This window comes from Streptomyces sp. DSM 118878 (assembly GCF_052936595.1).
Map to the genome: position 1 here is coordinate 5,598,481 of NZ_CP193622.1, position 24,255 is coordinate 5,622,735.

General features: G+C 69.6%; 18 protein-coding genes and 1 pseudogene. 14 read left to right on the top strand and 5 right to left on the bottom strand.

Annotated elements, in window-relative coordinates; all coding sequences use genetic code 11:
- Positions 1-293 precede the first annotated feature (293 nt).
- The 6 genes from ACRAKF_RS25035 to ACRAKF_RS25060 all read left to right on the top strand — a co-directional run bounded on the left by ACRAKF_RS25035 (position 294) and on the right by ACRAKF_RS25060 (position 7,103).
- Entirely contained in the window at positions 294-1,868 is a 1,575-nt protein-coding gene (locus ACRAKF_RS25035; protein WP_447039730.1) for a S8 family peptidase, read from the top strand.
- Positions 1,869-2,111: 243 nt separating this feature from the next.
- Positions 2,112-2,867 carry a GntR family transcriptional regulator gene (locus tag ACRAKF_RS25040; protein WP_447039731.1) on the top strand — a complete coding sequence of 252 codons (756 nt, stop codon included), beginning with the start codon at positions 2,112-2,114 and terminating at the stop codon, positions 2,865-2,867.
- A 207-nt stretch (positions 2,868-3,074) separates the two neighbouring features.
- On the top strand, positions 3,075-3,266 hold the full coding sequence (locus ACRAKF_RS25045; protein WP_447039733.1) for an SPOR domain-containing protein: 192 nt from the start codon (positions 3,075-3,077) through the stop codon (positions 3,264-3,266).
- Between the two features lie 24 nt (positions 3,267-3,290).
- The gene (locus ACRAKF_RS25050; protein WP_447039735.1) at positions 3,291-3,689 is read left to right on the top strand and encodes a (deoxy)nucleoside triphosphate pyrophosphohydrolase; all 399 of its coding nucleotides are present in this window, start codon (positions 3,291-3,293) and stop codon (positions 3,687-3,689) included.
- A gap of 142 nt (positions 3,690-3,831) precedes the next feature.
- The gene (locus tag ACRAKF_RS25055) at positions 3,832-4,248 is read left to right on the top strand and encodes an ATP-binding protein (RefSeq protein ID WP_447039737.1); all 417 of its coding nucleotides are present in this window, start codon (positions 3,832-3,834) and stop codon (positions 4,246-4,248) included.
- A 173-nt stretch (positions 4,249-4,421) separates the two neighbouring features.
- The gene (locus ACRAKF_RS25060; protein ID WP_447039739.1) at positions 4,422-7,103 is read left to right on the top strand and encodes a SpoIIE family protein phosphatase; all 2,682 of its coding nucleotides are present in this window, start codon (positions 4,422-4,424) and stop codon (positions 7,101-7,103) included.
- 31 nt (positions 7,104-7,134) lie between these two features.
- Here the strand turns inward: ACRAKF_RS25060 and ACRAKF_RS25065 are convergent, their stop codons facing one another.
- From ACRAKF_RS25065 to ACRAKF_RS25085, 5 genes are all read right to left on the bottom strand, one after another.
- Positions 7,135-8,034, bottom strand: a complete 900-nt coding sequence (locus ACRAKF_RS25065; RefSeq protein ID WP_447039741.1) for a hypothetical protein — start codon at positions 8,032-8,034, stop codon at positions 7,135-7,137.
- A gap of 38 nt (positions 8,035-8,072) precedes the next feature.
- A complete protein-coding gene (locus ACRAKF_RS25070) occupies positions 8,073-8,843 on the bottom strand; it encodes a succinate dehydrogenase/fumarate reductase iron-sulfur subunit (RefSeq protein ID WP_447039743.1) in 771 nt (256 codons plus the stop codon).
- The gene (locus ACRAKF_RS25075; RefSeq protein WP_447039744.1) at positions 8,840-10,774 is read right to left on the bottom strand and encodes a fumarate reductase/succinate dehydrogenase flavoprotein subunit; all 1,935 of its coding nucleotides are present in this window, start codon (positions 10,772-10,774) and stop codon (positions 8,840-8,842) included. The genes ACRAKF_RS25070 and ACRAKF_RS25075 overlap by 4 nt, the downstream gene beginning before the upstream one ends.
- On the bottom strand, positions 10,774-11,610 hold the full coding sequence (locus ACRAKF_RS25080) for a hypothetical protein (RefSeq protein ID WP_447039745.1): 837 nt from the start codon (positions 11,608-11,610) through the stop codon (positions 10,774-10,776). The genes ACRAKF_RS25075 and ACRAKF_RS25080 overlap by 1 nt, the downstream gene beginning before the upstream one ends.
- A gap of 75 nt (positions 11,611-11,685) precedes the next feature.
- Positions 11,686-11,991, bottom strand: a complete 306-nt coding sequence (locus ACRAKF_RS25085; protein ID WP_447039746.1) for a hypothetical protein — start codon at positions 11,989-11,991, stop codon at positions 11,686-11,688.
- Between the two features lie 390 nt (positions 11,992-12,381).
- On the opposite strand from ACRAKF_RS25085, the gene ACRAKF_RS25090 reads away from it, so the two are divergent.
- The 8 genes and pseudogenes from ACRAKF_RS25090 (at position 12,382) to ACRAKF_RS25125 (ending at position 24,030) form a co-directional block, all read left to right on the top strand.
- Entirely contained in the window at positions 12,382-14,748 is a 2,367-nt protein-coding gene (locus tag ACRAKF_RS25090) for an ABC transporter family substrate-binding protein (protein ID WP_447039747.1), read from the top strand.
- Between the two features lie 327 nt (positions 14,749-15,075).
- Positions 15,076-16,950 carry a translational GTPase TypA gene (typA, locus tag ACRAKF_RS25095; RefSeq protein WP_447039748.1) on the top strand — a complete coding sequence of 625 codons (1,875 nt, stop codon included), beginning with the start codon at positions 15,076-15,078 and terminating at the stop codon, positions 16,948-16,950.
- A gap of 522 nt (positions 16,951-17,472) precedes the next feature.
- Positions 17,473-19,098, top strand: coding sequence for a peptide ABC transporter substrate-binding protein (locus tag ACRAKF_RS25100; RefSeq protein ID WP_447039749.1), 1,626 nt, complete (start codon positions 17,473-17,475; stop codon positions 19,096-19,098).
- Positions 19,099-19,188: 90 nt separating this feature from the next.
- On the top strand, positions 19,189-20,118 hold the full coding sequence (locus tag ACRAKF_RS25105) for an ABC transporter permease (protein WP_447039751.1): 930 nt from the start codon (positions 19,189-19,191) through the stop codon (positions 20,116-20,118).
- The gene (locus ACRAKF_RS25110) at positions 20,111-21,073 is read left to right on the top strand and encodes an ABC transporter permease (RefSeq protein ID WP_447039753.1); all 963 of its coding nucleotides are present in this window, start codon (positions 20,111-20,113) and stop codon (positions 21,071-21,073) included. The genes ACRAKF_RS25105 and ACRAKF_RS25110 overlap by 8 nt, the downstream gene beginning before the upstream one ends.
- A 13-nt stretch (positions 21,074-21,086) precedes the next feature.
- A complete protein-coding gene (locus tag ACRAKF_RS25115) occupies positions 21,087-22,148 on the top strand; it encodes an ABC transporter ATP-binding protein (protein WP_447039754.1) in 1,062 nt (353 codons plus the stop codon).
- Complete coding sequence (locus ACRAKF_RS25120) at positions 22,141-23,316, top strand: ABC transporter ATP-binding protein (RefSeq protein ID WP_447039755.1); 1,176 nt, start codon at positions 22,141-22,143, stop codon at positions 23,314-23,316. Before ACRAKF_RS25115 ends, ACRAKF_RS25120 begins: the two co-directional genes overlap by 8 nt.
- 220 nt (positions 23,317-23,536) lie before the next feature.
- Positions 23,537-24,030: pseudogene (locus ACRAKF_RS25125) on the top strand (GNAT family N-acetyltransferase).
- Positions 24,031-24,255 lie beyond the last annotated feature (225 nt).

Below are 24,255 nucleotides of genomic sequence, written 5' to 3' on the forward strand. Positions count from 1 at the left end.
ATTGCGGCGTCCGCCGGTGGAGCGGGAGGGCGGCCGTGAGGGTCCTGGGGCGGTTGGTGCCGGTGGGGCGTGAAGAGTGCGTGGCGGGCGCGTTACGTCCGTCCCTAGCCCTTGTGGGATTCCTATGGATCGGCCAATCTTTCGTCCCGGTGGAGTCAGGAACCCCTGGGCGTGGCATGTCGGATCGCATTGTCGAATTGACATGGCCATGGTCGAGGGCCGGCTTCCCATGTGTGGGCACCACAGCACGGCATCCCCCACCAGCGCACCACCTATTGAGGAGGACCCCTCAGATGGCAGTGATGCGTCACAACCGCCGAAGACTGGCCGGGATCAGCGCGACAGCGGTCGCGGCCCTCGCCCTCGGCGTCGTCTCCGCCCTCCCGGCGAACGCTCAGCCGGACCGGGCGGAAGGCACGATCGAGAACGCCGGGACCCCCGGCGTGATCAAGAACAGCTACATCGTGAGCCTCGACAAGAACGCCCCGAAGGCCCGCTCCGCCGAGGGCAAGGCCCTCGCCAAGGAGTACGGCGCCAAGATCGAGCGGACCTACGACAAGGCCCTCAACGGCTACGCGGTCGAGCTGTCGGAGGCCGAGGCGAAGAGGTTCGCGGCCGACCCGGCGGTCGACGCGGTCGTCCAGAACCGGACCTTCACTGCCTCCGCGACCCAGAACAACCCGCCGTCCTGGGGCCTGGACCGCATCGACCAGAAGACCCTGCCGCTGGACCAGAAGTACACCTACCCGGACTCCGCGGGCGAGGGCGTCACGGCGTACGTCATCGACACCGGCGTCCGCATCAGCCACAGCGACTTCGGCGGGCGCGCCTCCTACGGCTACGACGCCATCGACAACGACAACACCGCGCAGGACGGCCACGGCCACGGCACGCACGTCGCGGGCACCGTCGGCGGAACCCTGCACGGCGTCGCCAAGAAGGCGAAGATCGTCGGCGTCCGTGTCCTGAACAACCAGGGCTCCGGCACCACCGCGCAGGTCGTCGCGGGCATCGACTGGGTGACCAAGAACGCGGTCAAGCCGGCCGTCGCCAACATGTCGCTCGGCGGCGGCGCCGACACCGCCCTGGACACCGCCGTGCGCAACTCCATAGCCGCCGGCATCACCTACGCCGTCGCGGCGGGCAACGAGTCGACCAACGCGTCGACGAAGTCACCCGCCCGCGTGGCGGAGGCCATCACCGTCGGCGCCACGACCAGCACCGACGCGAGGGCCAGCTACTCCAACTACGGCAGCGTCCTGGACATCTTCGCCCCGGGCTCGTCGATCACCTCGTCGTGGAACACCGGCGACTCGGCGACCAACACCATCTCCGGTACGTCCATGGCGTCCCCGCACGTCGCGGGCGCGGCGGCGATCTACTTGGGCGCCAACCCGTCCTCGACCCCGGCACAGGTCTCCACCGCCCTGGTCGGCGCGTCCTCGACGGGCGTCGTCACCAACCCCGGCTCGGGCTCGCCGAACCGCCTGCTCAACGTGGTCGGCGGCACGACGAACCCGCCGGGCAAGAAGTTCACCAACGACACCGACTACACGGTCCAGGACAACGCCACGGCCGAGTCCCCGGTGACCGTGACCGGCGTCGGGGGCAACGCGCCCGCCGCGCTGAGCGTGCCGGTGACCATCCAGCACACCTACATCGGTGACCTCCGCGTCCAGTTGGTCGCCCCGGACGGCACGGCCTACACCCTCAAGGACTACGGGACCGGCGGCAGTGCCGACAACATCAACACCACGTACACGGTGAACGCCTCGTCGGAGGCGGCCGACGGCACGTGGAAGCTGCGGGTCAGCGACAACGCGGCGCAGGACACCGGGAAGATCGACTCCTGGAGCCTGCAGTTCTGACGGATGCTGAGGGCTGATTCGGGAGGATCGGCTCTTCTCGGCCCCGCCGGGCTTCGGCTCGGCGGGGCCGAGTGCTGTGAAGTGACCGGTGTGGTTGCCGGCTCCCCATATCCGGGGAACAGCCCTGCGTAAAGGCCTGTGTGGGCAGAAACATCACATCGAGTGATTCTTTGGCCTTGGGTTGCAGTCAACAACCCACGGTTGCCAGGCTGTAGCTGTCTGTCAACCTGTTGGGAGTGGCCAGTGACATTCGGTGAGCAGCCTGCGTATCTGCGCGTCGCGGGTGATCTCCGCAAGAAGATCACCGACGGTTCGCTGCCACCACACACCCGTCTCCCGTCGCAGGCCAGAATCCGCGAGGAGTACGGCGTCTCGGACACGGTCGCGCTGGAGGCGCGCAAGGTCCTGATGGCCGAAGGCCTGGTCGAGGGCCGCTCCGGATCGGGGACCTACGTCCGGGAGCGCCCCGTCCCCCGCAAGATCGCCCGTACGGGCTATCGCGCGGCGGGCGGCGGCTCCACCCCCTTCCGCCAGGAGCAGTCCGCCGACGGCGCGCGCGGTACCTGGGAGTCCCGCAGTGAGCAGGCGGAGGCGGGCGCCGCGATCGCGGAGCGGCTCGACATCCGGGCGGGCGAGCGCGTGATGTGCACCAAGTACGTCTTCAGGGACGCGGGTGAGGTCATGATGCTCTCCACCTCCTGGGAGCCCCTGGCCGTCACGGGGCGCACCCCGGTGATGCTCCCCGAGGAGGGCCCACTCGGCGGCTGCGGAGTGGTCGAGCGCATGGCGGCCATCGACGTCGTCGTGGACAACGTCGCGGAGGAGGTCGGCGCCCGCCCCGGCCTCGCCGAGGAGCTCACGGCGCTCGGCGGCGTCCCCGGCCACGTGGTCATCGTCGTCCAGCGGACGTACTACGCCTCGGGCCGCCCGGTGGAGACGGCGGACATCGTGGTCCCCGCCGACCGCTACCGCGTGGCGTACCACCTGCCGGTGAAGTAGCCGCGGCCCCTCCAAAGCGACTGCCCGCGGCCGGAGCCGGGCGCCGCCGCCCGCCTCCATGGCCGATTGCGCACCTTGCGCGTATCTCCTTGTGCCATTCCGTATCCGCTGAGTAAAGGTCGGGCGTAGGCTCGGGCATATGCGGACTGCGGTTTCCTTAGAGATCGAGGCGCTCCGCGCGCCGGAGGCGCCGAGCGGAGGGGCGCGATGAACGACGGGACGATTGTGCTGCCCTGGCTCGTGATACGGCAGGACGGCAACGGCAACCGCTATCGCGTGGGCAGGTTCGCGACGAAGGCCGAGGCCCAGAAGATCGCGGACAGCCTCGACGAGCGCGGCCACGAGCAGCTCTACTGGATCGAGAAGCTCAGCACGAACGGCACCGGGCACAGCCACTGAGGGACAGGCTCTAAGCTCCCGCGCATGAACGAACGCATCGTGGTGGGCGCCGCTCTGTACGACGGCGGCGGACGCCTGCTCGCCGCGCGGCGCAGTGCCCCGCCGGAGCTGGCGGGCGGCTGGGAGCTGCCCGGCGGCAAGGTGGAACCGGGCGAGCGGTGCGAGGACGCGCTCGTGCGCGAGCTCCGCGAGGAGCTGGGCGTCGAGGCGGCGCCGGCGGACCGGGTGCCGGGCGAGTGGCCGCTCGCCAAGGGGTACGTCCTGCGGGTCTGGACGGCCCGCCTCGTCTCCGGCGAACCGGAGCCCCTGGAGGACCACGACGCGCTGCGCTGGCTCGCTCCCGACGAGGTCTGGTCGGTGGACTGGCTGGCGGCGGACGTCCCCGCCGTCAAGGCACTGAGGGCCATGCCGGACCACTCGTAGCTCGTAGCACCGCACCGGCACCGACCCCCGAAGTGTGGCCATCTGTACCCCAAATGCCCCAATTCGTGGTACTTCGTCCCGTGGTGCGGGTATGGGCCTCTTGACTCCAAGAAAACGGACAGGTCCTGCTTCTGGTCTGGAAGTGATCGGCGTGATCGACACCAAAGGCGACTGCGCCGAATGGGACTTCCCCGCGGATCCCGGCGCCGTCGGCACCGCCCGCGCCGTCGTCCGCGAACAGCTCGGCGACTGGAACCTCACGCCCCTCGGCGACATCACCGTACTGCTCGTCAGTGAGCTGGTGACCAACGCCCTGTGCCACGCCTCGGGGCCGATCGGCGTACGCCTCGTACGCCCCACGGGCCCGATGGGCACCCTGCTCGTGGAGGTCTCCGACCCGCTCCCCGACCCGCCCCTCGCACGCAGCGCGGACCCCGAGGACGAGAGCGGGCGGGGCCTTCAGCTGGTGGCCCGCTCGGCGCGGAGCTGGGGCACGCGGCCGGACCGGACGGGCAGAGCGGGAAAGACGGTGTGGTTCGAGCTGGCCTTGCCGGGTTAGAAGACTGGCAGTGTGCGACGGGCGTCGGGCACAAGAGCGGCACGGGCCAAAAAGCGTCGAGTCCGTGCTGTGATCGTGAACGCCGTGTGGTGCTGTGCCGTAGTGCTGGATACTGCGGTCAGCCGTACGCGGTGACCGGTGCCGGACGCGGTGAGCTGGAGGGGACGGTTCGCGTGAGCGAGATACCAGCGAAGGCGACGGAGCCCGATGGGCCGTCGGGCGACGCGAGGACCGAACGACCGTCGGGTGGTACGACGGCCGGCGGACCGCCCGGGGCAGCCGTGGGCGACGGGGCCGCCGACGCGCCCGCGCACGAGACCTGGCAGAGCAGCCCGCCCGGCTCGATCTACGACTACATCAAGGTCGCCTCGTTCTCCATCGGCCCCGACGGACTCGTCGACCAGTGGAGCGAGCGTGCCGAGCGGCTGTTCGGCGTGGCCGCGCGGGACGCCGTCGGCAAGGACCCCATCGAGGCCTTCGTGGCGCCCGAGCTGCGCCCGAACGGGCACCGCAAGATGGCGGAGATCCTCGACGGCCGGGAGTGGACGGGCATCGTCCCCTTCCGCGTGCCCGACGAGGGGCGGCCCGGCGTAACGGGCATGGAGGGCGTCGCCGAGGTCTACGTCATGCCGACCGGGACGGAGGACGGCGAGAGAGCCGCGGTCTGCATCGTCGTCGACGTCCGGGCGCTGCGGCAGATCGAGACGGACCTCGCCGCCTCGCAGGCCATTTTCGGACAATCTCCGTTCGGGTTCCTGCTGTTCGGCACCGACCTCAAGGTGCAGCGCGCCAACCGCCGCTTCGCCGACGTCTTCGGCGGCAGCACCGAGGACCACCGCGGTCTCACCGTCCACGACTACCTGCCGCGCCACGAGGCCGACCGCATGGCCGCCGCCCTGAAGCGGGTCCTCGCCACCGGCGAGTCCGTGACCGACATGCAGGTCGTCGGCCCCACGCCCCACAGCGACGAGCGCAGGCACTGGTCGGTCAACCTCTACCGCGTGCACAGCGGCTCCGGCCGCCCCGTCGGCGTCGCGGGACTCGGCACCGACGTCACCCTGCGGCACGCCGCCGCCCGCGAGGCCGCCCACGCCCGCCGCAACCTGGCCCTCCTGAACGAGGCGGGCGCCCGCATCGGCAACTCCCTCGACCTGGAGACCACCGCGCGGGAACTGCTCGACGTCACGGTCCCCGGCTTCTGCGACCTCGCCTCCGTCGACCTGTACCAAGGCCTGCTCGACGGCGACGAGGCACCGCCGGGCCTCGTCGACGGCAGCGCGGAGCTGCGCCGCGTGGCGTTCGCGAGCGCCGTCGCCGACGCCCCGTTCCCGGACGGCACCGCCCCGCTCGACGTCGGCGTCATGCACCGCTTCGCCTTCACCTCCCCCTGCGCCGACGCCCTGCGCGCGGCCCGGCCCCGGCTCATCACCGCCAAGGACGACGAGTCGGCGAGCCGCCTCACCGGCGGGCTCATCCAGTCCACGCTCGCCGTGCCGATGGTCGCCCACGACACCGTGGTCGGCCTCGCCCAGTTCTCCCGCACGAAGGGCAGCGAGCCCTTCGGCGAGCGCGACCGCGCACTCGCCGTCGAACTGGCCGCGCGCGCCGCCGTCTGCATCGACAACGCCCGCCTCTACCGCCGCGAGCACGAGCGCGCGCTGATCCTTCAGCGCTCCCTGCTGCCGCCCGGCGACCCCGAGGCGTCCGGCCTGGACATCGCCTGCCGCTATCTGCCGGGCAACGCCGCGACGGAGGTCGGCGGCGACTGGTTCGACGTCATCGAACTGCCGGGCCACCGCACCGCCCTCGTCATCGGCGACGTCATGGGGCGCGGCCTGCGGGCCGCCGTCGCCATGGGGGAGCTGCGCACCGCCGTGCGCACCCTCGCGCTCCTCGACACCGAGCCCGCCGAGGTCCTCTCCGCCCTGGACGAGATCGCCCGCGGCCTCGGCAACCCCGCCGGGCCCCAGCGGTCCACCCGCGCGGCGCGCAAGGCGGCGGACGCGGACCTCGGCGAGGTGTACCTCGCCACCTGCGTCTACGCGGTCTACGACGCCGTCACCCGGCGCTGTACCTTCGCCAACGCCGGGCACCTGCCGCCGGTCCTCGTCGAACCCGGCGAACCGGGCGACCCCGGCCAGCACGTGCTCATGCTCGACGTCCCGCCGGGCATGCCGCTCGGCGTCGGCGGCGAACCCTTCGAGGACGTCGAGGTGGAACTTCCCGAGGGCGCGCTGCTCGCCCTCTACACCGACGGTCTCGTCGAGTCCCGCCACCACCCGCTCGACGAGGGCCTCAACGCCCTCGTACGCTCCCTCGGCGACGCCCCGCCCGCCCTTGAGGACGTCTGCGACCACGTCCTCAACACCCTCGACACCCACCACGGCGAGGACGACATCGCGCTCCTCATGGCGCGCGTCGAGGGCCTGCCCGCCGAACACGTCGGCGACTGGACCCTGCCGCGCGTCCCCAAGTCGGTCGGCCGCGCGCGCGAACTCGCCTGCGGACAGCTCCGGGCCTGGGGCCTCGACCGGCTCTGCGACACGGCGGAACTCCTCGTCAGCGAACTCGTCACCAACGCCCTGCGCTACGGCGAGGGCGAGATCCGGCTCCGTCTCCTCCTCGACCGCACGCTGGTCTGCGAGGTGTGGGACGGCGGCTTCGTCCAGCCGCGCCGCCGCAGGGCCCGTGACACGGACGAGGGCGGGCGCGGGCTGCAACTGGTGGGCCTGCTCAGCGCCGGCTGGGGCTCACGCAGGACACCCCACGGCAAGACCGTCTGGTTCGAACTGGCCCTGCCCGACGGCGACACCGAGCCGATGGACGCGGCAGAGGCCCTCCTGAGCCTCTTCTAGCCCTCGCCCTTGCCCTTGCCCTTGCCCAGGGTCAGCCTCGGGTCAGCACGTTCGGCAGCTCTCCCGTCCTGTCGTTGTCCGCCGGGCGCAGGCCCGACGCCGGGCGGTTCCGCCAGACCATGGTGACCAGGTCGTCCTCGGTCACCCGTACCTTCGAGCCGGCATAGCGGGCGCCCGGCTCCGTCTTCGCCCGCAGGGCCTCGGCGATCGTGTCCGCGGCCTCGGCCGAAGCGGCGCGTACGCACAGCTTCTCCGAGGAGGTCCTGCCGTCCTTCGCGAGCCGGCCGCCGATCGCGAAGAGCTGCGCGTCCGCGTCGCCCCGCTTGGCGTAGTACGTCGCTTCGTACACATCGCCCAGGCAGTCGGCCACCGCCGCGTACGCCTCGTCGTCCCGCAGCGACGTGCCCGGCGCGGAGATCCCGAGCCTGCCGTGCGAACGGTTGACGACGCGGACGGAGCCGGAGACCTCGTACGTGAGGTCCTCGCCGCGCTTGGTGAAGCGGGTGCCCCCGTCGATCCCGGCCGCCGCATAGCCCTGCTTCTTCATCGCCCGCCCCACCGCGGACGTGTCGAAGTCACCGGTGAGCAGCGAGCTGTCGCCGACCTGCACGGACGCCGTCACGTCCTTCTCGTCGAACCCCCAGCCCGCGCTGACGTCCTTGCCCGTGTAGCCGCTCTGGGCGACCTCCATGATTCCGAAGCCGGCCAGGCCGCGGTAGAGCGAGGGATCCTTGGCGACGAGCCGCCGGGCCTTCCGCACGTCCCGGTACGTGACCGGCTGGTCGGCCGCCGAGCCCGGCACCGCGTCGAGCGCGCGCTCCAGACCCGTACCGTCCTCTCCGTCGACGGCCCCGGGCAGCGAGCACCCGGCCGCGCCCACGCTCAGTGCCCCGGTGAGCAGTACGGCCAGCAGAGGCCGGGAGATTCGCATGCGCGGCAGTGTGGCACAGCGCCCACGCCCGGGGCCCCCTACTTGCCCCGCCGCCGAATCCTGTTCCCCAGCCAGACCACCGGATCGTACTTCCGGTCGACCGCCCGCTCCTTCAGCGGTATCAGCGCGTTGTCCGTGATCTTGATGCCCTCGGGGCAGACCTCCGTACAGCACTTGGTGATGTTGCAGTAGCCGAGCCCGTGTTCGTCCTGGGCCGCCCGCTTGCGGTCGAGGCCGGAGTCGGCCGCCGAGTCCAGCGGATGCATGTCCAGCTCGGCCACCCGCATCAGGAACCGCGGCCCCGCGAACGCGGCCTTGTTCTCCTCGTGGTCCCGCACCACATGGCACGTGTCCTGGCACAGGAAGCACTCGATGCACTTGCGGAACTCCTGCGAACGGTCCACGTCCGCCTGCTGCATGCGGTACTCGCCCGCCCCGAGGCCCTCGGGCGGCACGAACGCCGGGATCTCGCGCGCCTTGGTGTAGTTGAAGCCGACGTCCGTCACCAGGTCCCGCACCACGGGGAAGGCCCGCAGCGGCGTGACCGTGATGACGTCCTCGGGCGCGAAGACCGACATGCGCGTCATGCACAGCAGCCGAGGCCGCCCGTTGATCTCCGCGGAGCACGAACCGCACTTGCCCGCCTTGCAGTTCCAGCGGACCGCCAGGTCGGGGGCCTGGGTGGCCTGGAGCCGATGGATGATGTCGAGGACGACCTCGCCCTCGTTGACCTCGACCTCGAAGTCCTTGAGGCCGCCGCCGGCGGAATCCCCGCGCCAGACCTTGAATCGCGCGTCGTACGAACTCACTCGTACAGCTCCTCTTCAGCCAGGTACTTGACCAGCTCCTCCTTTTCGAAGAGGGCGAGCAGGTCCGGGCGGATGGGTTCGGTCGTCTCACGGACGAGGTCGATCTGGCCGTGCACCGGGTCGGTGGCCGCGAGGCCGCCGCTCGGATCGGTGAGGCGGCAGAGCAGGTTGGCGCGGCGCCACTCGCGGCTCATCGCCGGATGGTCCTCACGGGTGTGGCCGCCGCGGCTCTCCGTGCGCTCCAGGGCGGCGCGCGCCACGCACTCGCTGACCAGGAGCATGTTCCGCAGGTCGAGCGCGAGGTGCCACCCCGGGTTGAACTGCCGGTGCCCCTCGACGCCGGCCCGCCGCGCCCGTACCCGCAGCTCGGCGAGTTTCTCCAGGGCCTGTGCCATCTCGGCCTCGCGGCGGATGATGCCGACCAGGTCGTTCATGGTCTGCTGGAGCTCCTGGTGGAGCGTGTACGGGTTCTCCGGCTTCGCCCCGTCCCGCGGGCCCTCGGCGCTGAACGGCCGCAGCGCCTCGGCCGCCGCGGTGTCCACCTGCACCTCGTCCACCTGAGGGCGGTCGTCGGCGGCCGGACCCGCCGCGTACCGGGCCGCGTGCAGGCCCGCGCGCCGCCCGAAGACCAGCAGGTCGGAGAGGGAGTTGCCGCCGAGCCGGTTGGAGCCGTGCATGCCGCCCGCGACCTCACCCGCGGCGTACAGCCCGGTCACCTCGCGTGCGGCGGCGGTGTCGGAGTCCACCGCGATGCCGCCCATCACGTAGTGACAGGTCGGCCCGACCTCCATCGCCTCCGCGGTGATGTCGACGTCCGCGAGCTCCTTGAACTGGTGGTACATCGACGGCAGCCGCCGCTTGATGACCTCGGCGGGCATCCGCGTCGACACGTCGAGGAAGACGCCACCGTGAGGTGAGCCGCGGCCCGCCTTGACCTCGGAGTTGATGGCGCGCGCGACCTCGTCGCGGGGGAGCAGCTCGGGGGGCCTGCGGTTGCGGTCCGGGTCGTCGTACCAGCGGTCGCCCTCGTCCTCCGACTGCGCGTACTTCTCCTTGAAGACGTCGGGGACGTAGTCGAACATGAAGCGCTTGCCCTCGGAGTTGCGCAGGACCCCGCCGTCGCCGCGCACGGACTCCGTCACGAGGATGCCCTTGACGGACGGGGGCCAGACCATGCCCGTGGGGTGGAACTGCACGAACTCCATGTTCAGCAGCGGCGCTCCGGCGAGCAGCGCGAGCGCGTGGCCGTCGCCGGTGTACTCCCAGGAGTTCGACGTCACCTTGAAGGACTTGCCGATGCCGCCGGTCGCGAGGACCACGGCGGGCGCCTCCAGGACGAAGAAGCGGCCCGACTCGCGGTCGTAGCAGAAGGTCCCGCTGACCCGGTCGCCGTCCTTCAGGACGCGCGTGACCGTGCACTCCTGGAAGACCTTCAGGCGCGCCTCGTAGTCGCCGTACCCGCGGAAGTCCTCCTGCTGGAGCGAGACGATCTTCTGCTGGAGCGTGCGGATCAGTTCGAGTCCCGTGCGGTCGCCGACGTGGGCGAGGCGGGGGTACTCGTGCCCGCCGAAGTTGCGCTGGGATATTCGTCCGTCCGGCGTACGGTCGAACAGGGCGCCCCACGTCTCCAGCTCCCAGACCCTGTCGGGCGCCTCCCGCGCGTGCAGCTCGGCCATCCGCCACTGGTTGAGGAACTTGCCGCCGCGCAAGGTGTCGCGGAAGTGCACCTGCCAGTTGTCGCCGGAGTTCACATTGCCCATGGAGGCGGCGATGCCGCCCTCGGCCATCACCGTGTGGGCCTTGCCGAACAGCGACTTGCAGATCACGGCCGTACGGGCGCCCTGTTCACGCGCCTCGATCGCGGCCCGCAGACCCGCGCCCCCCGCGCCCACCACGACGACGTCCCACTGCTGTCGCTCCACCTGTGGCATCAGAACAACCTCGGATCGTCGAAGGCACCGGACGCGAGCAGGTACACGTAGAAGTCGGCGAGCGCGACGCTCACCAGCGACGCCCACGCGAGCAGCATGTGGTGGTCGTTCAGCCGTCCGACCCACTGCCACATGCGGTACCGCACCGGATGCCGGGAGAAGTGTTTGAGCTTGCCGCCCACGATGTGCCGGCAGGAGTGGCAGGAGAGGGTGTACGCCCAGATCAGACCGATGTTGACGAGGAAGACGAGAGTGCCGAGGCCCATGTGGCCCCACGCGTAGTGCTCGTCGCGGAAGGCGAGCACGGTGTCATACGTGAGGATGCCCGCGACCGGCACCGCCGCGTAGAAGAAGTACCGGTGGATGTTCTGGAGGACCAGCGGGAAGCGGGTCTCACCGGAGTACTTCTTGTGCGGCTCGGCGACCGCGCAGGCCGGTGGTGAGGCCCAGAAGCCGCGGTAGTAGGCCTTGCGGTAGTAGTAGCAGGTCAGCCGGAAGCCGAGGGGGAAGATCAGGATCAGCAGGGCGGGGGAGAGGCCCCACCAGCCGCCGAGGATCTCCCAGTTCGGGCCCGACCGCATGGGTGCGCAGTTGTCGGCCAGGCACGGCGAGTAGAACGGCGACACGTAGGGCGCCTGGTAGTAGTCCGCGTTCGCGAACGCCCGCCAGGTCGAGTAGACGACGAAGGCGAGCAGCCCGGCGGCGGTCGCCGCGGGCGCCAGCCACCATCGGTCGGTCCGCAGATGGGCAGCGGCGATCGCGGCGCGCGTGCCATCGCGCACTCCGCCGCCGGGGGCCGTTCCGCTCTTCGGTTGGGGTTCCGTGCCGGTGGCCAACGAGGCTCCACTCCTTCGTCCTGGCGTACCTCTGGTTGAGGCGGAGAAGCTTCAGCGGGGCGGTGGGACGGCGGCTCAGGGCGCGTGACGGTCGCGCGCGCCCAGGCCCTCGTCGTCGACGTCCCCGGCGTTCGTCCACAGCGCCCTGTCGTACGGCGTGTCGGAGATGGTCAGCAGGTCGGGCCTGCGCGTCGGCATGGGCGGGACGGCCGAGGAGTGCAGCAGGGCGACGCTCTCGCGCAGCCGGTCGGTGTCGGTGCGTACGCGGCGCACGTCGACGCCCGCCAGTTGGTCGCCGGCCTGCTCCTCCAGCCTCGTGACGGTGCGGACCAAGTCGTCGACGCAGCGCTGGACGGCGGACAGTTCATCGTGCAGAGCCATGACTTGCCCTCACTTCAGGTGTGCGGTGGCAACGCTCATGCGGCTGCGAGTGTCGCGCGTCACATCCCGGCTTGTGAAGAGATCTGCACCGATTGCCGGACCGAGGGCCGTGAATGCGCCGGATCACGGTCCGATCGCGTCGAAGATGACCCTTCGCGACCGCCGGCGGGGCCCTTGGCGTCCAGAGACCCGGCCTCCGGAGGCCCCGGCGTCCCATTGGGCCGCACGGGTGACATCCGCGCCCCGCGCGCCGTGCCTCCGCCGCACCGCCCCTCCGGTCCCCTTCAGTGTGGCGATAGATGTGATCAGCTCCATATAGCGCCAAACGTGATCAAACCCGGCCCGGTCCCGGTAGCGGCCGGACGAGCCTGGACCCCGGAGGTACCAGCCATGGCCCACGCCCGCGTCAGAGTCAGATCTGTCGTGTTCCTCGCGACGGGGGTGCTGGCCCTGCCCGCCCTCGCCGGATGCAGCTCGGCCGACCACGGGAGCCGGCCGGCCGCGGGCCAGGACATCGCACCCGCGGCCCGGGACAAGGTCGCCGACGGGGGCACCATGAACTGGGCGGTGGAGGAGCTGCCGGAGACCCTCAACAGCTTCCAGTCCGACGCCGACGCGGGCACCTCGCGCATCACGGGGGCCGTCCTGCCGAACCTGTTCCGCCTCGACGGGCAGGGCGGGGCGCAGCGCAACGCCGACTTCCTGGAGTCGGCGGACGTCATCGAGCGCGAGCCCAGGCAGGTCGTCCTGTACAAGCTGAACCAGCAGGCGGTCTGGAGCGACGGCCGGGAGATCGGCGCCGACGACTTCGCCGCGCAGTGGCGTGCCCTGTCCGGCAAGGACTCCGCGTACTGGACGGCACGGAACGCCGGCTACGACCGCATCGAGAAGATCGAGCGCGGCGCGAACAACCTGGAGGTGCGCGTCACCTTCGCCAAGCCGTACGCGGACTGGCGCTCGCTCTTCTCCCCGCTGTACCCCAAGCAGGTCATGGGCAGCCCCGACTCCTTCAACGACGGAGCCCGCCGCAAGCTGAGGGCGACCGCGGGGCCCTTCGCCCTCGCGGGCATCGACCGCAAGGCGGGCACGGCGACCCTGGAGCGCAATCCGCGCTGGTGGGGCCGGCCGGCCAAGCTCAGCAAGCTGGTGCTGCGCGAGGTGCCGCGCGACGAGCGGGCCGAGGCGCTCGTCAAGGGCACGGTCGACCTGGCCGAGATCGACGCGCCGGAGGCGGAGAGGATCTCGCTCGCCGCCCGTGACAAGGGCGCCCAGGGCCCGCCGGCCCACGGCCCCGGCTCGGAGCTCACCCCGGCCGGGGCGCTGCGCTCCTGGGCGATCGCCAACGGCTCCGACGAGGAGGCCGCCGAGGCCGAGATCCAGGCGCGCCTGAAGACCGGCAAGGCGGTCAAGAAGTACGCGCGGGAGCAGGCGGGCCTGAGCGGCTACGAGGTCCGCAAGTCCCTCGAACCCGCCTACACCCAGCTCGCCCTCAACGGCTCCGAGGGCCCGCTCGCCGACGACAGGGTGCGCCGCGCGGTGGCCCGCGCCCTGGACCGCGAGGAGCTCGCCAGGACGGTCCTGAAGCCGCTCGGCCTGCCCGCCGAGCCGGTCGGCAGCCATCTCGCCCTCGCCGGGCAGCAGGCGTACGCGGACAACAGCGGAGCCCTCGGCAAGCAGGACACCGCGGAGGCGCGGGCGCTCCTCGCCGACGCGGGCTGGACGCCGGGCGCCGCCCTGAAGGACGAGGTCAAGGAGAAGGCGGAGAAGGAGAAGGAGAAGGCCAGGACGTCGGAGGGCGAGGCCGGCGCGGAGAAGGCGGAGTCCGGGTCGGGCCCGGAGGCGGACGACGGTACGTACATCGTCGGCGAGGACGACGGGAAGCCCGGCGCGGGCGGCGTCTCCGTGCTGACCCCGGCGCCCGCGGCGGCCCACCAGAAGGCCGCGCTGACCCGCCAGGCCGACGTGCTCGGCCGGCCGGGTGAGACCGACAAGGAGAAGAAGAAGGAGCCGGGCGAGCACACCGAACGCCAGGCGAAGGCGAAGGACAAGGCCAAGGACAAGGCCAGGGACAAGGCGAAGGACAAGGCCGGGCAGGAGGCCGGGGCCGCGCCACGTGACCACGCCAAGGGCGGCGTCCCGGGCGCCTACGCCCCCAAGGGCACCGCCGCCCCCGCCGCCGGCGCACCCCTCGCCAAGGACGGCAAGCCCCTCACCCTGCGCTTCGTGCTGCCCTCCGGCAACGGCTCGGAGCAACTGCGCGCGGTGGCCGACCGGATCTCCCGGATGCTGGAGAAGATCGGCGTGCGCACCGAGATGTCGAAGGTCGCCGACGAAAGCTACTTCAAGGACCACGTCGCGGCCGGCCAGTACGACCTCGCCCTCTACTCGTGGCCCGCCTCCGCCTTCCCCGCCACCGACGCCCGCCCGATCTTCGCCAAGCCGGTCCCGGCGGCGGACGGCTCCCTGAACGTCGAACAGAACTACACGCGCGTGGGCACCGACCACATCGACCAGCTCTTCGACCAGGCGATGGGCGAGCTCGACGAGGACGTGTCCCGTTCCCTGGTCAGGAAGGCGGACGCCCGCATCTGGGCGGAGGCGGGATCCATCCCCCTCTACCAGCGCCCCCAGCTCATGGCGGCCCGGCCGAACCTGGCCAACGCCGGGGCCTTCGGTTTCCAGGCCCCGGACTACGAGGACATCGGCTTCCTGAAGCCGGGCGTGCGGCGGCCGGTCATGCCGTCGACGAAGTCATGACCAGGTGACGAGCGGGGCGGCCCACAAGCCGTCCAAGTGACGTACACCATCTCTTCACCGAACTGGTGCTCAGATTCAGCTCAACTCCCTTGCCCGTCGGCCACCCCGGCGGGCAAGGTCGTAACCACCCATTGACCTGGTATTTCACCCCTGAAGGCCGCGCGCCGGACGCCCGCATGGAGCTGCCCGGAAACCCCCCGCGGAGGCCGCCTCCGTCCGGGCCCCGTAGAATGGGGTGAGGCCGTGGCGTGTTGTCTGCCCGGCAGGGCACGCGTACCGGACCGTACGCGCCGCCAATCCACTCTTCCTGGGAGAAGCGCAGCTCGTATGCCCACGCGCCATGACATTCGTAACGTCGCCATCGTCGCCCACGTCGACCACGGCAAGACGACCATCGTCGATGCCATGCTCAAGCAGGCCGGCGCCTTCGCCGCCCACGCAGCAGAGTCCCTCGACGACCGCATGATGGACTCGAACGACCTGGAGCGTGAGAAGGGCATCACGATCCTGGCCAAGAACACGGCCGTGAAGTACCACCCCAAGGACGGTGGTGACCCGATCACGATCAACATCATCGACACCCCCGGCCACGCCGACTTCGGTGGCGAGGTCGAGCGCGGTCTGTCGATGGTGGACGCGGTCGTCCTCCTCGTCGACGCCTCCGAGGGTCCGCTTCCGCAGACCCGCTTCGTGCTCCGCAAGGCCCTTCAGGCCCGGATGCCGGTCATCCTGTGCATCAACAAGACCGACCGTCCGGACTCCCGGATCGACGAGGTCGTCAACGAGACGTACGACCTCTTCCTCGACCTGGACGCCGACGAGGACCAGATCGAGTTCCCGATCGTCTACGCCTGCGGCCGTGACGGCATCGCCTCGCTGACCAAGCCCGAGGACGGCACCGTCCCCGCGGACAGCGACAGCCTGGAGCCGTTCTTCACCACGATCCTGGAGCACGTCCCCGCTCCGGAGTACGACGAGGCGGCCCCCCTTCAGGCCCACGTCACCAACCTGGACGCGGACAACTTCCTCGGCCGCATCGCGCTCTGCCGCGTCGAGCAGGGCGAGCTGCGCAAGGGCCAGACGGTCACGTGGATCAAGCGTGACGGCACCCAGCAGAGCGTCCGCATCACCGAGCTGATGATGACCGAGGCGCTCACCCGCAAGCCGGCCGAGAAGGCGGGCCCCGGTGACATCTGCGCCATCGCCGGTATCTCGGACATCATGATCGGCGAGACCCTGGCCGACCCCGAGAACCCGATCGCGCTGCCGCTGATCACGGTGGACGAGCCGGCGATCTCCATGACCATCGGCACGAACACCTCGCCGCTGGTCGGCAAGGGCGGCAAGGGCCACAAGGTCACCGCCCGCCAGGTGAAGGACCGCCTGGACAAGGAGCTCATCGGCAACGTCTCGCTCCGCGTCCTGGACACCGAGCGCCCCGACGCCTGGGAGGTGCAGGGCCGCGGTGAGCTGGCGCTGGCCATCCTCGTCGAGACCATGCGCCGGGAAGGCTTCGAGCTGACCGTCGGCAAGCCCGAGGTGGTCACCAAGGAGATCAACGGCAAGGTGCACGAGCCGATCGAGCGCATGACGATCGACTCGCCCGAGGAGCACCTCGGCGCCATCACGCAGCTGATGGCGACCCGCAAGGGCCGCATGGAGACCATGACGAACCACGGTTCGGGCTGGATCCGCATGGAGTGGATCGTCCCGTCCCGCGGCCTCATCGGCTTCCGTACGGAGTTCCTGACCCAGACCCGCGGCACGGGCATCGCGCACTCCATCTTCGAGGGCCACGAGCCGTGGTTCGGCGAGCTGAAGACGCGTAACAACGGCTCGCTGGTCGCCGACCGCTCCGGCACGGTCACGCCGTTCGCGATGATCAACCTCCAGGAGCGCGGTGTCATCTTCACCGAGGCCGGCACCGAGGTGTACGAGGGCATGATCATCGGTGAGAACTCGCGCGCCGACGACATGGACGTGAACATCACCAAGGAGAAGAAGCTCACCAACATGCGCGCGGCCTCCGCGGACTCCACGGAGAACGTGGTCCCGCCGCGCAAGCTGTCGCTCGAGCAGTCCCTGGAGTTCTGCCGCGACGACGAGTGCATCGAGGTGACCCCGGAGACCGTGCGCATCCGCAAGGTCGTCCTGGACCAGAAGCAGCGCGGCCGCACCGCCTCGCGCGCCAAGCACAGCTGATACACCCGTGAACGCCCCTTCCGGGGCGCTCACGCTCGGGTGGGCCCCGGCAAACCTCCCGGGGTGCCCCAGAGACGTATGAGGCCGGTTTCCGCCGCTCCCGCCCGGAGCGTCGCGGAAACCGGCCTCTCGCGTTTTCCCTGGAGATACGGTGTGACGACTGTCGCGTGAAGCCGCCCGCGGCAACTCCTTTTTGACGCCGGAACGTCCGTTATCCGGACGTCACTGACCGTTAGATGTATAACACGTCCGTTTCGCAACCATCTATCTCGGATCGGTTTGTCCGGATTTTGGAAGTTGTACGTGCCAGGTGTGATTGAACCGAGACCAAAAGGGTGTGGTCGACCGGTACCGCATGGCTAATAGTTGACCGCGTATAGCTCGGGTCAATGGGTCACGCGCTGTGGGGAGCGCCGACTCACGAGCACACTGGGGTACTCGATCTTCGCCGTCAGGGGTGTCGGCGCGATCACCCGTACCCCCTCTTGTAGTGACCAAAGTGGACTCATGAGGAGGAACCCCATGCGTGGTGCCAAGAGCGCCAAGTGGGTCGCGATAGCCGGTGTTGTGGCCCTGGGTGCCACCGCCTGTGGTGGCGGCGGCAACGACAACGGCAACAGCGGGAAGGTCGACCCCAAGGGGATCGTCAGCTACGCCAACGGTGAGCCGCAGAACGCCCTGCAGCCGTCCAACACCATGGAGGCGTACGGCAGCGTCGTCATCGACGCTCTCTTCACCGGGCTTGTCCACTACGACAAGCAGGGCAACATCACCTACGAGAACGCCGAGTCGGTCACCCCCGACAAGAACTCCAAGGTGTGGACCGTCAAGCTCAAGCAGGGCTGGAAGTTCCACAACGGCGAGGCCGTCACCGCCAAGTCGTACGTCGACGCCTGGAACTGGGCGGCCGACCCGGCCAACGGCCAGCAGAACAGCTCCTGGTACCGCGACATCGTCGGCTACGACGACGTGCACCCGGCCAAGGGCAAGGCCAAGAAGAAGGCCATGTCCGGCCTGAAGGTCGTCGACGAGAACACCTTCACCATCACGCTGAAGAACGGCATTCCGTACTACGCGTACAAGCTGGTCTACAAGCCCTTCTTCCCGCTGCCCTCGGCCGCGCTGAAGGACCCGAAGAAGTACGGCGAGACGCCGGTCGGCAACGGTCCCTACAAGTTCAAGAGCTGGGACCACAAGAAGTCGATCCAGGTCACCGCCTGGGCCGACTACAAGGGCGAGGACAAGCCCAAGAACGGCGGCATCAACTTCAAGGCCTACTCCAAGGACACGGCCGCCTACGCCGACCTGAAGTCGGACAACGTCGACACCATGCCGCTGGTGCCGAACAGCGAGATCGCCAACTTCAAGCAGGACTTCGGCGACCGCGCCATCGAGCAGGACTTCTCGGCGATCAACACGATCAACCCCGCCTTCTACACCAAGCAGTGGAAGGACATCGACGTCAAGGTCCTCCAGGGCCTGTCGATGGCGATCGACCGCGACACCATCGCCAAGACCGTGTTCCACGGCACCCGTGAGTCCGCCACCGGCTGGGTCGCCAAGGGCGTCAAGGGCTGGACGAAGGACGCCTGCGGCGAGTACTGCAAGTTCGACCCGAAGAAGGCCAAGCAGGCCATCAAGGACGGCGGCGGCGTCCCGGGCAACAAGATCTCCATCCAGTACAACGCCGACCAGCCGCACAAGGACTGGGTCGTCGCGGTCTGCAACAGCATCACCAAGTCGACCGGCGTCCAGTGCGTCGGCGACGCGGTGACCGACTTCGCGGCCGACACGGAGATCCGTGACCAGAAGAAGGTCAAGTCGATCTACCGCTCCGGCTGGGTGCTCGACTACCCGTTCAACGGCAACTTCCTGGCCGACCTGTACGGCACGGGCGTCGACGGCAACAAGGGCGGCTTCTCGGACAAGAAGTTCGACGCGCTGACCAAGAAGGCCGACGAGGCGAAGACGATCGACGAGTCCGCGAAGCTGTACCAGGAGGCCGAGAAGGAGCTGCAGAACAGCTTCCCGGGCATCCCGCTCTGGTACAACAAGACGCTCTCCGCGCACTCGAACAACGTCAAGAACGTCGTGTTCGACCAGGCCGGTGACCCGATCCTCTCCGAGGTCCAGGTCTTCGAGAAGTAGTAGTCGTCGGAGTTCCGTCCGATGTGAAGCGACGCCCGGAGACCCCGGGCGTCGCTTCACGGACGGCTCCGCAATGGACGGAGGCACCACATGGGGCGTTACGTCGCGAGGCGACTGCTCCAGATGATCCCGGTGTTCATCGGGACCACCCTGTTGATCTTCTTGATGGTCAACGTGCTCCCCGGCGACCCCGTAAGGGCGCTGTGGGGCGACAAGCCGCCGGACCCGGCGCAGGTCGCGCAGATCAGGCACGACCGAGGTCTCGACCTGCCGCTCTGGGAGCAGTATCTGCACTACATGGGCGGACTGCTGAAGGGCGACTTCGGCAACACCATCGCGGGCAACAGGCCCATTCTCGATGAGATCAAGCAGGCCGTCCCGGTCTCGATGCGCCTCGCCGTCATGGCGTGGACGTTCGAGCTCGTGGTCGGCATCGCGCTCGGCGTCCTCGCGGGCGTGCGGCGCAGCCGTCTCATCGACAACACCGTGACGCTCTTCACGCTCCTCGTGATCTCCGTCCCGATCTTCGTGTTCGGCCTGTTCCTCCAGCTGATCTTCGGAAACGAACTCGGCTGGGTGACCCCGACGGTGCAGGACTCGGAGAACTTCCAGCAGCTCCTGCTGCCGGCGCTCGTCCTCGGACTCGTCGGCCTCGCGTACGTGGCACGCCTGAGCCGGACCTCCATCGCGGAGAACCGGCAGGCGGACTACATGCGCACCGCCGTCGCCAAGGGACTGCCGCGCCACCGGATCATCACCCGGCACCTGCTGCGCAACTCCCTGATCCCCGTCGTCACGTACCTGGGCACCGACATCGGCACCCTCATGGGTGGCGCGGTGATCACCGAGGGCATCTTCAACGTGACCGGTGTCGGCAACCTGCTGTTCGACGCGCTGGGCAACCGTGAGGGCGCCGTCATCGTCGGCATCGTGACGGTCCTGGTGCTCGTGTACCTCCTCGCGAGCCTCGTCGTCGACCTGCTCTACGCCGTTCTTGACCCGAGGATCCGTTATGCCTGACCTCACCAAGACCCCGGCCACGGACGAGGCACACGCCGTGGCGATCGCCGACGCCGACGCCAAGGCCGTGGACACCGTGGAGTCGACGGGCAAGCCGCGCAGCCTGTGGGGCGACGCCTGGCGCGACCTGCGACGCCGGCCGCTGTTCGTCATCTCCGCACTGCTGATCCTCGTGGTCCTGCTGGTCGCGGCCTTCCCGTCGATGTTCACCAGCGCCGACCCGCGCACCGGTGACCTGACCAACCACTTCCTGCAGAAGCCGAACTTCAGCCACCTCTTCCAGGCGGACTGGTTCGGCTACGACCGCCAGGGCCGAAGCATCTACGCCCGCGTCGTCTACGGCGCCCGTAACTCGATCATGGTCGGCTTCGGCGTGACCATCCTGGTCACCGTCTTCGGCGGCCTGGTCGGCATGCTGGCCGGTTACTTCGGCGGCTTCATCGACAGCCTGCTCTCCCGCCTGACCGACGTATTCTTCGGTATCCCCTTCCTGCTCGGCGCGATGGTCGTCCTGAACGCCTTCACCGAGCGGAACGTCTGGGTCATCACCGGCGCCCTCGCCTTCCTCGGCTGGACGCAGATCGCCCGCGTGATGCGCGGCGCGGTGATCACCACCCGGCACGCGGACTACGTCATGGCGGCGAAGGCACTCGGCGCGGGGACCAGGCGCATCCTGTTCCGGCACATCCTGCCGAACGCGATCGCACCGGTCATCGTCATCGCCACCATCGCCCTGGGCACGTACATCGTCGCGGAATCGACGCTGTCCTTCCTGGGCCTCGGCTTCGGCGGCGACGCGCTCTCCTGGGGCGGCGACATCTCCGACGCCCTGAGCGACATCCGCAACAACCCGCACACGCTGTTCTTCCCGGCAGGAATGCTGAGTATCACGGTGTTGGCGTTCATCATGATGGGTGACGCCGTACGCGAAGCCCTCGACCCGAAGCTGCGCTGAGGGAGGCGTAAACGTGACCAGCATCGACCTCAAGACAGACTCGATCCCCGCCCCCCGCTCGGGCGAGGAGAAGAGCGGCCGCCTCCTGGACGTGAAGGACCTGCACGTCGAGTTCCACACCCGGGACGGTGTGGTCAAGGCCGTCAACGGCGTCAACTACAGCGTGGACGCGGGCGAGACGCTCGCCGTCCTCGGCGAGTCGGGTTCCGGCAAGTCCGTGACCGCCCAGGCCATCATGGGCATCCTCGACATGCCGCCAGGGAAGATCCCGCAGGGCGAGATCCTCTTCCGCGGCCAGGACATGCTGAAGATGTCCGGCGAGGAGCGCAGGAAGATCCGCGGCCGCAAGATCGCCATGATCTTCCAGGACGCCCTGTCCTCGTTGAACCCCGTCCTCTCGGTGGGCTACCAGCTCGGCGAGATGTTCCGGGTGCACGAGGGCCTGAGCCGCAAGGACGCCAAGGCCAAGGCCATCGGGCTGATGGACAAGGTCAAGATCCCGGCCGCCAAGGAGCGGGTGAACGACTACCCGCACCAGTTCTCCGGCGGTATGCGCCAGCGCATCATGATCGCGATGGCGCTCGCCCTGGAGCCCGACCTGATCATCGCGGACGAGCCCACCACGGCTCTCGACGTGACGGTCCAGGCCCAGGTCATGGACCTGCTCGCGGAGCTCCAGCGCGAGTACAACATGGGCCTGATCCTCATCACCCACGACCTCGGCGTCGTCGCCGACGTCGCGGACAAGATCGCGGTCATGTACGCGGGCCGCATCGTCGAGACGGCACCCGTCCACGAGCTGTACAAGCGCCCCGCGCACCCGTACACCCGTGGCCTCCTCGACTCGATCCCGCGCCTGGACCAGAAGGGCCAGGAGCTCTACGCGATCAAGGGCCTGCCGCCCAACCTGCTCAAGATCCCCAGCGGTTGCGCGTTCAACCCGCGCTGCCCCAAGGCGCAGGACGTCTGCCGCACGGAGATCCCGGCCCTGGTGTCGGTCACCGAGCAGGACGGCACGGAGCTGCCGGGCCGCGGCAGCGCGTGCCACTTCTGGAAGGAGACGATCCATGGCTGAGCCGAAGAAGTCCTCGAAGCTCTCGAAGCCTTCGAAGACGGACGAGCACGCCGAAGCCACCCCGAACGTCTCCGACGTCGAGACGGTGGACGCCGCCACGGCCGAAGACGCCGTCGCGGCCATCGAGGCGCCGGTCGAGCGCGGCGAGCCGATCCTCCAGGTCCGCAACCTGGTCAAGCACTTCCCTCTCACCCAGGGAATCCTGCTCAAGAAGCACATCGGCGCGGTCAAGGCGGTCGACGGCATCTCCTTCGACCTCTTCCAGGGCGAGACGCTGGGCATCGTGGGCGAGTCCGGCTGTGGCAAGTCCACGGTCGCCAAGCTCCTGATGACCCTGGAGCGCGCCACGGCCGGCGAGGTCTTCTACAAGGGCCAGGACATCACCAAGCTGTCCGGGCGCGCGCTGAAGGCCGTCCGCCGCAACATCCAGATGGTGTTCCAGGACCCCTACACGTCCCTGAACCCCCGTATGACGGTGGGCGACATCATCGGGGAGCCCTTCGAGATCCACCCCGAGGTGGCCCCCAAGGGTTCGCGCCGGCAGAAGGTCCAGGAGCTCCTGGACGTCGTCGGCCTGAACCCCGAGTACATCAACCGCTACCCGCACCAGTTCTCGGGCGGCCAGCGCCAGCGCATCGGCATCGCGCGCGGTCTGGCCCTCAACCCCGAGATCATCATCTGCGACGAGCCGGTCTCGGCCCTGGACGTCTCCGTCCAGGCCCAGGTCATCAACCTGATGGAGAAGCTCCAGGACGAGTTCAACCTCTCCTACCTCTTCATCGCGCACGACCTGTCGATCGTCCGGCACATCTCGGACCGCGTGGGCGTGATGTACCTCGGCAAGATGGCGGAGATCGGCTCGGACGAGCAGATCTACGAGCACCCGACGCACCCGTACACGCAGGCGCTGCTCTCCGCGGTCCCCGTCCCGGACCCGGAGGCCCGCGAGGGCCGCGAGCGGATCATCCTCACCGGCGACGTCCCGTCCCCCGCGAATCCCCCCTCGGGCTGCCGCTTCCGCACCCGCTGCTGGAAGGCGGAGGACAAGTGCGCCAAGGAGGTCCCGCTGCTCGCGGTGCCGGAGCGCTTCAAGGGCCAGGACACGCCTGCCGCGCATGAGTCGGCGTGCCACTTCGCGGAGGAGAAGAACGTGGTGACGGCGGCGTAACCGGCTTGGCGGTTGCTGCCACTCGGCACGCGCGTGCCACTTGGTACGTGGCACAGGCCTTTGGCCGTACGTGATTGAGGGCGCCCCCGGCTGTGTTCCTGCCGGGGGCGCCCTCACGCATGCCGCCATCTGGCCATCTGGCCACCTGGCCATCTGCCGCCATCTGCCGCCATCTGTCGCCATCTGTCGCCATCTACCGTCATCACTCCGGAGGTTTCCCGTGCCCGAGCTGAGGCTTCGCACCTGGCGGCCCCGGGACGCCGCCGCGGTCCTCGCGGCCTTCGCGGCCCCCGGGATGGACCGCCAGGCGGACCGCCCCGTGGACTCCCTCGCGGCGGCGGCCGGTTGGATCGAACGCCGGGCGGCGGACCGCGAGGCCGGCACCGCGTACGCCTTCGCGGTGGTGGACGAGGCGGATGCGGATGCGCCGCTCAGCAACGTGGCGGTGGGTGCGGTGAACCTGCTCCACGGCACGGGCTGGGTCTCGTACTGGACGTCCCCGCAGGCCCGAGGCCGGGGCACCGCCACGTCCGGCCTCCGTGCCCTCACGGCCTGGGCCTCGCCGACTTGAACCTCCACCGCCTGGAACTGGGCCACCGGACCGACAACCCGGCGTCGTGCGCGGTGGAGGGCGTACAGCGCGAGAAGCTGGCGTACGGGGGTGCGCGGTTCGACGTGGAGCTGCATGCGCGGTTGGCGGGGGACGGGGGCTGAGCGACCGCGTCCCGGCTTGGGCGGTCCGGTGGCGTTGCTTGCTTACCGGGGCCGCCCGGTTCTCCGGAAGTGTGGCGCCTCCGCCCCGCCAGTAAAGGGCGCTCCGCGTCGGCTCCGCCGATTCCGCTCCGCTCCACCCTTGACTGCCGTGGCTCCACCGCAGAGGGATTGCTGACCGGGCGGCCACGGGGGTGGGGCGACGGGGACGGTGGGGTGGGTGGTACG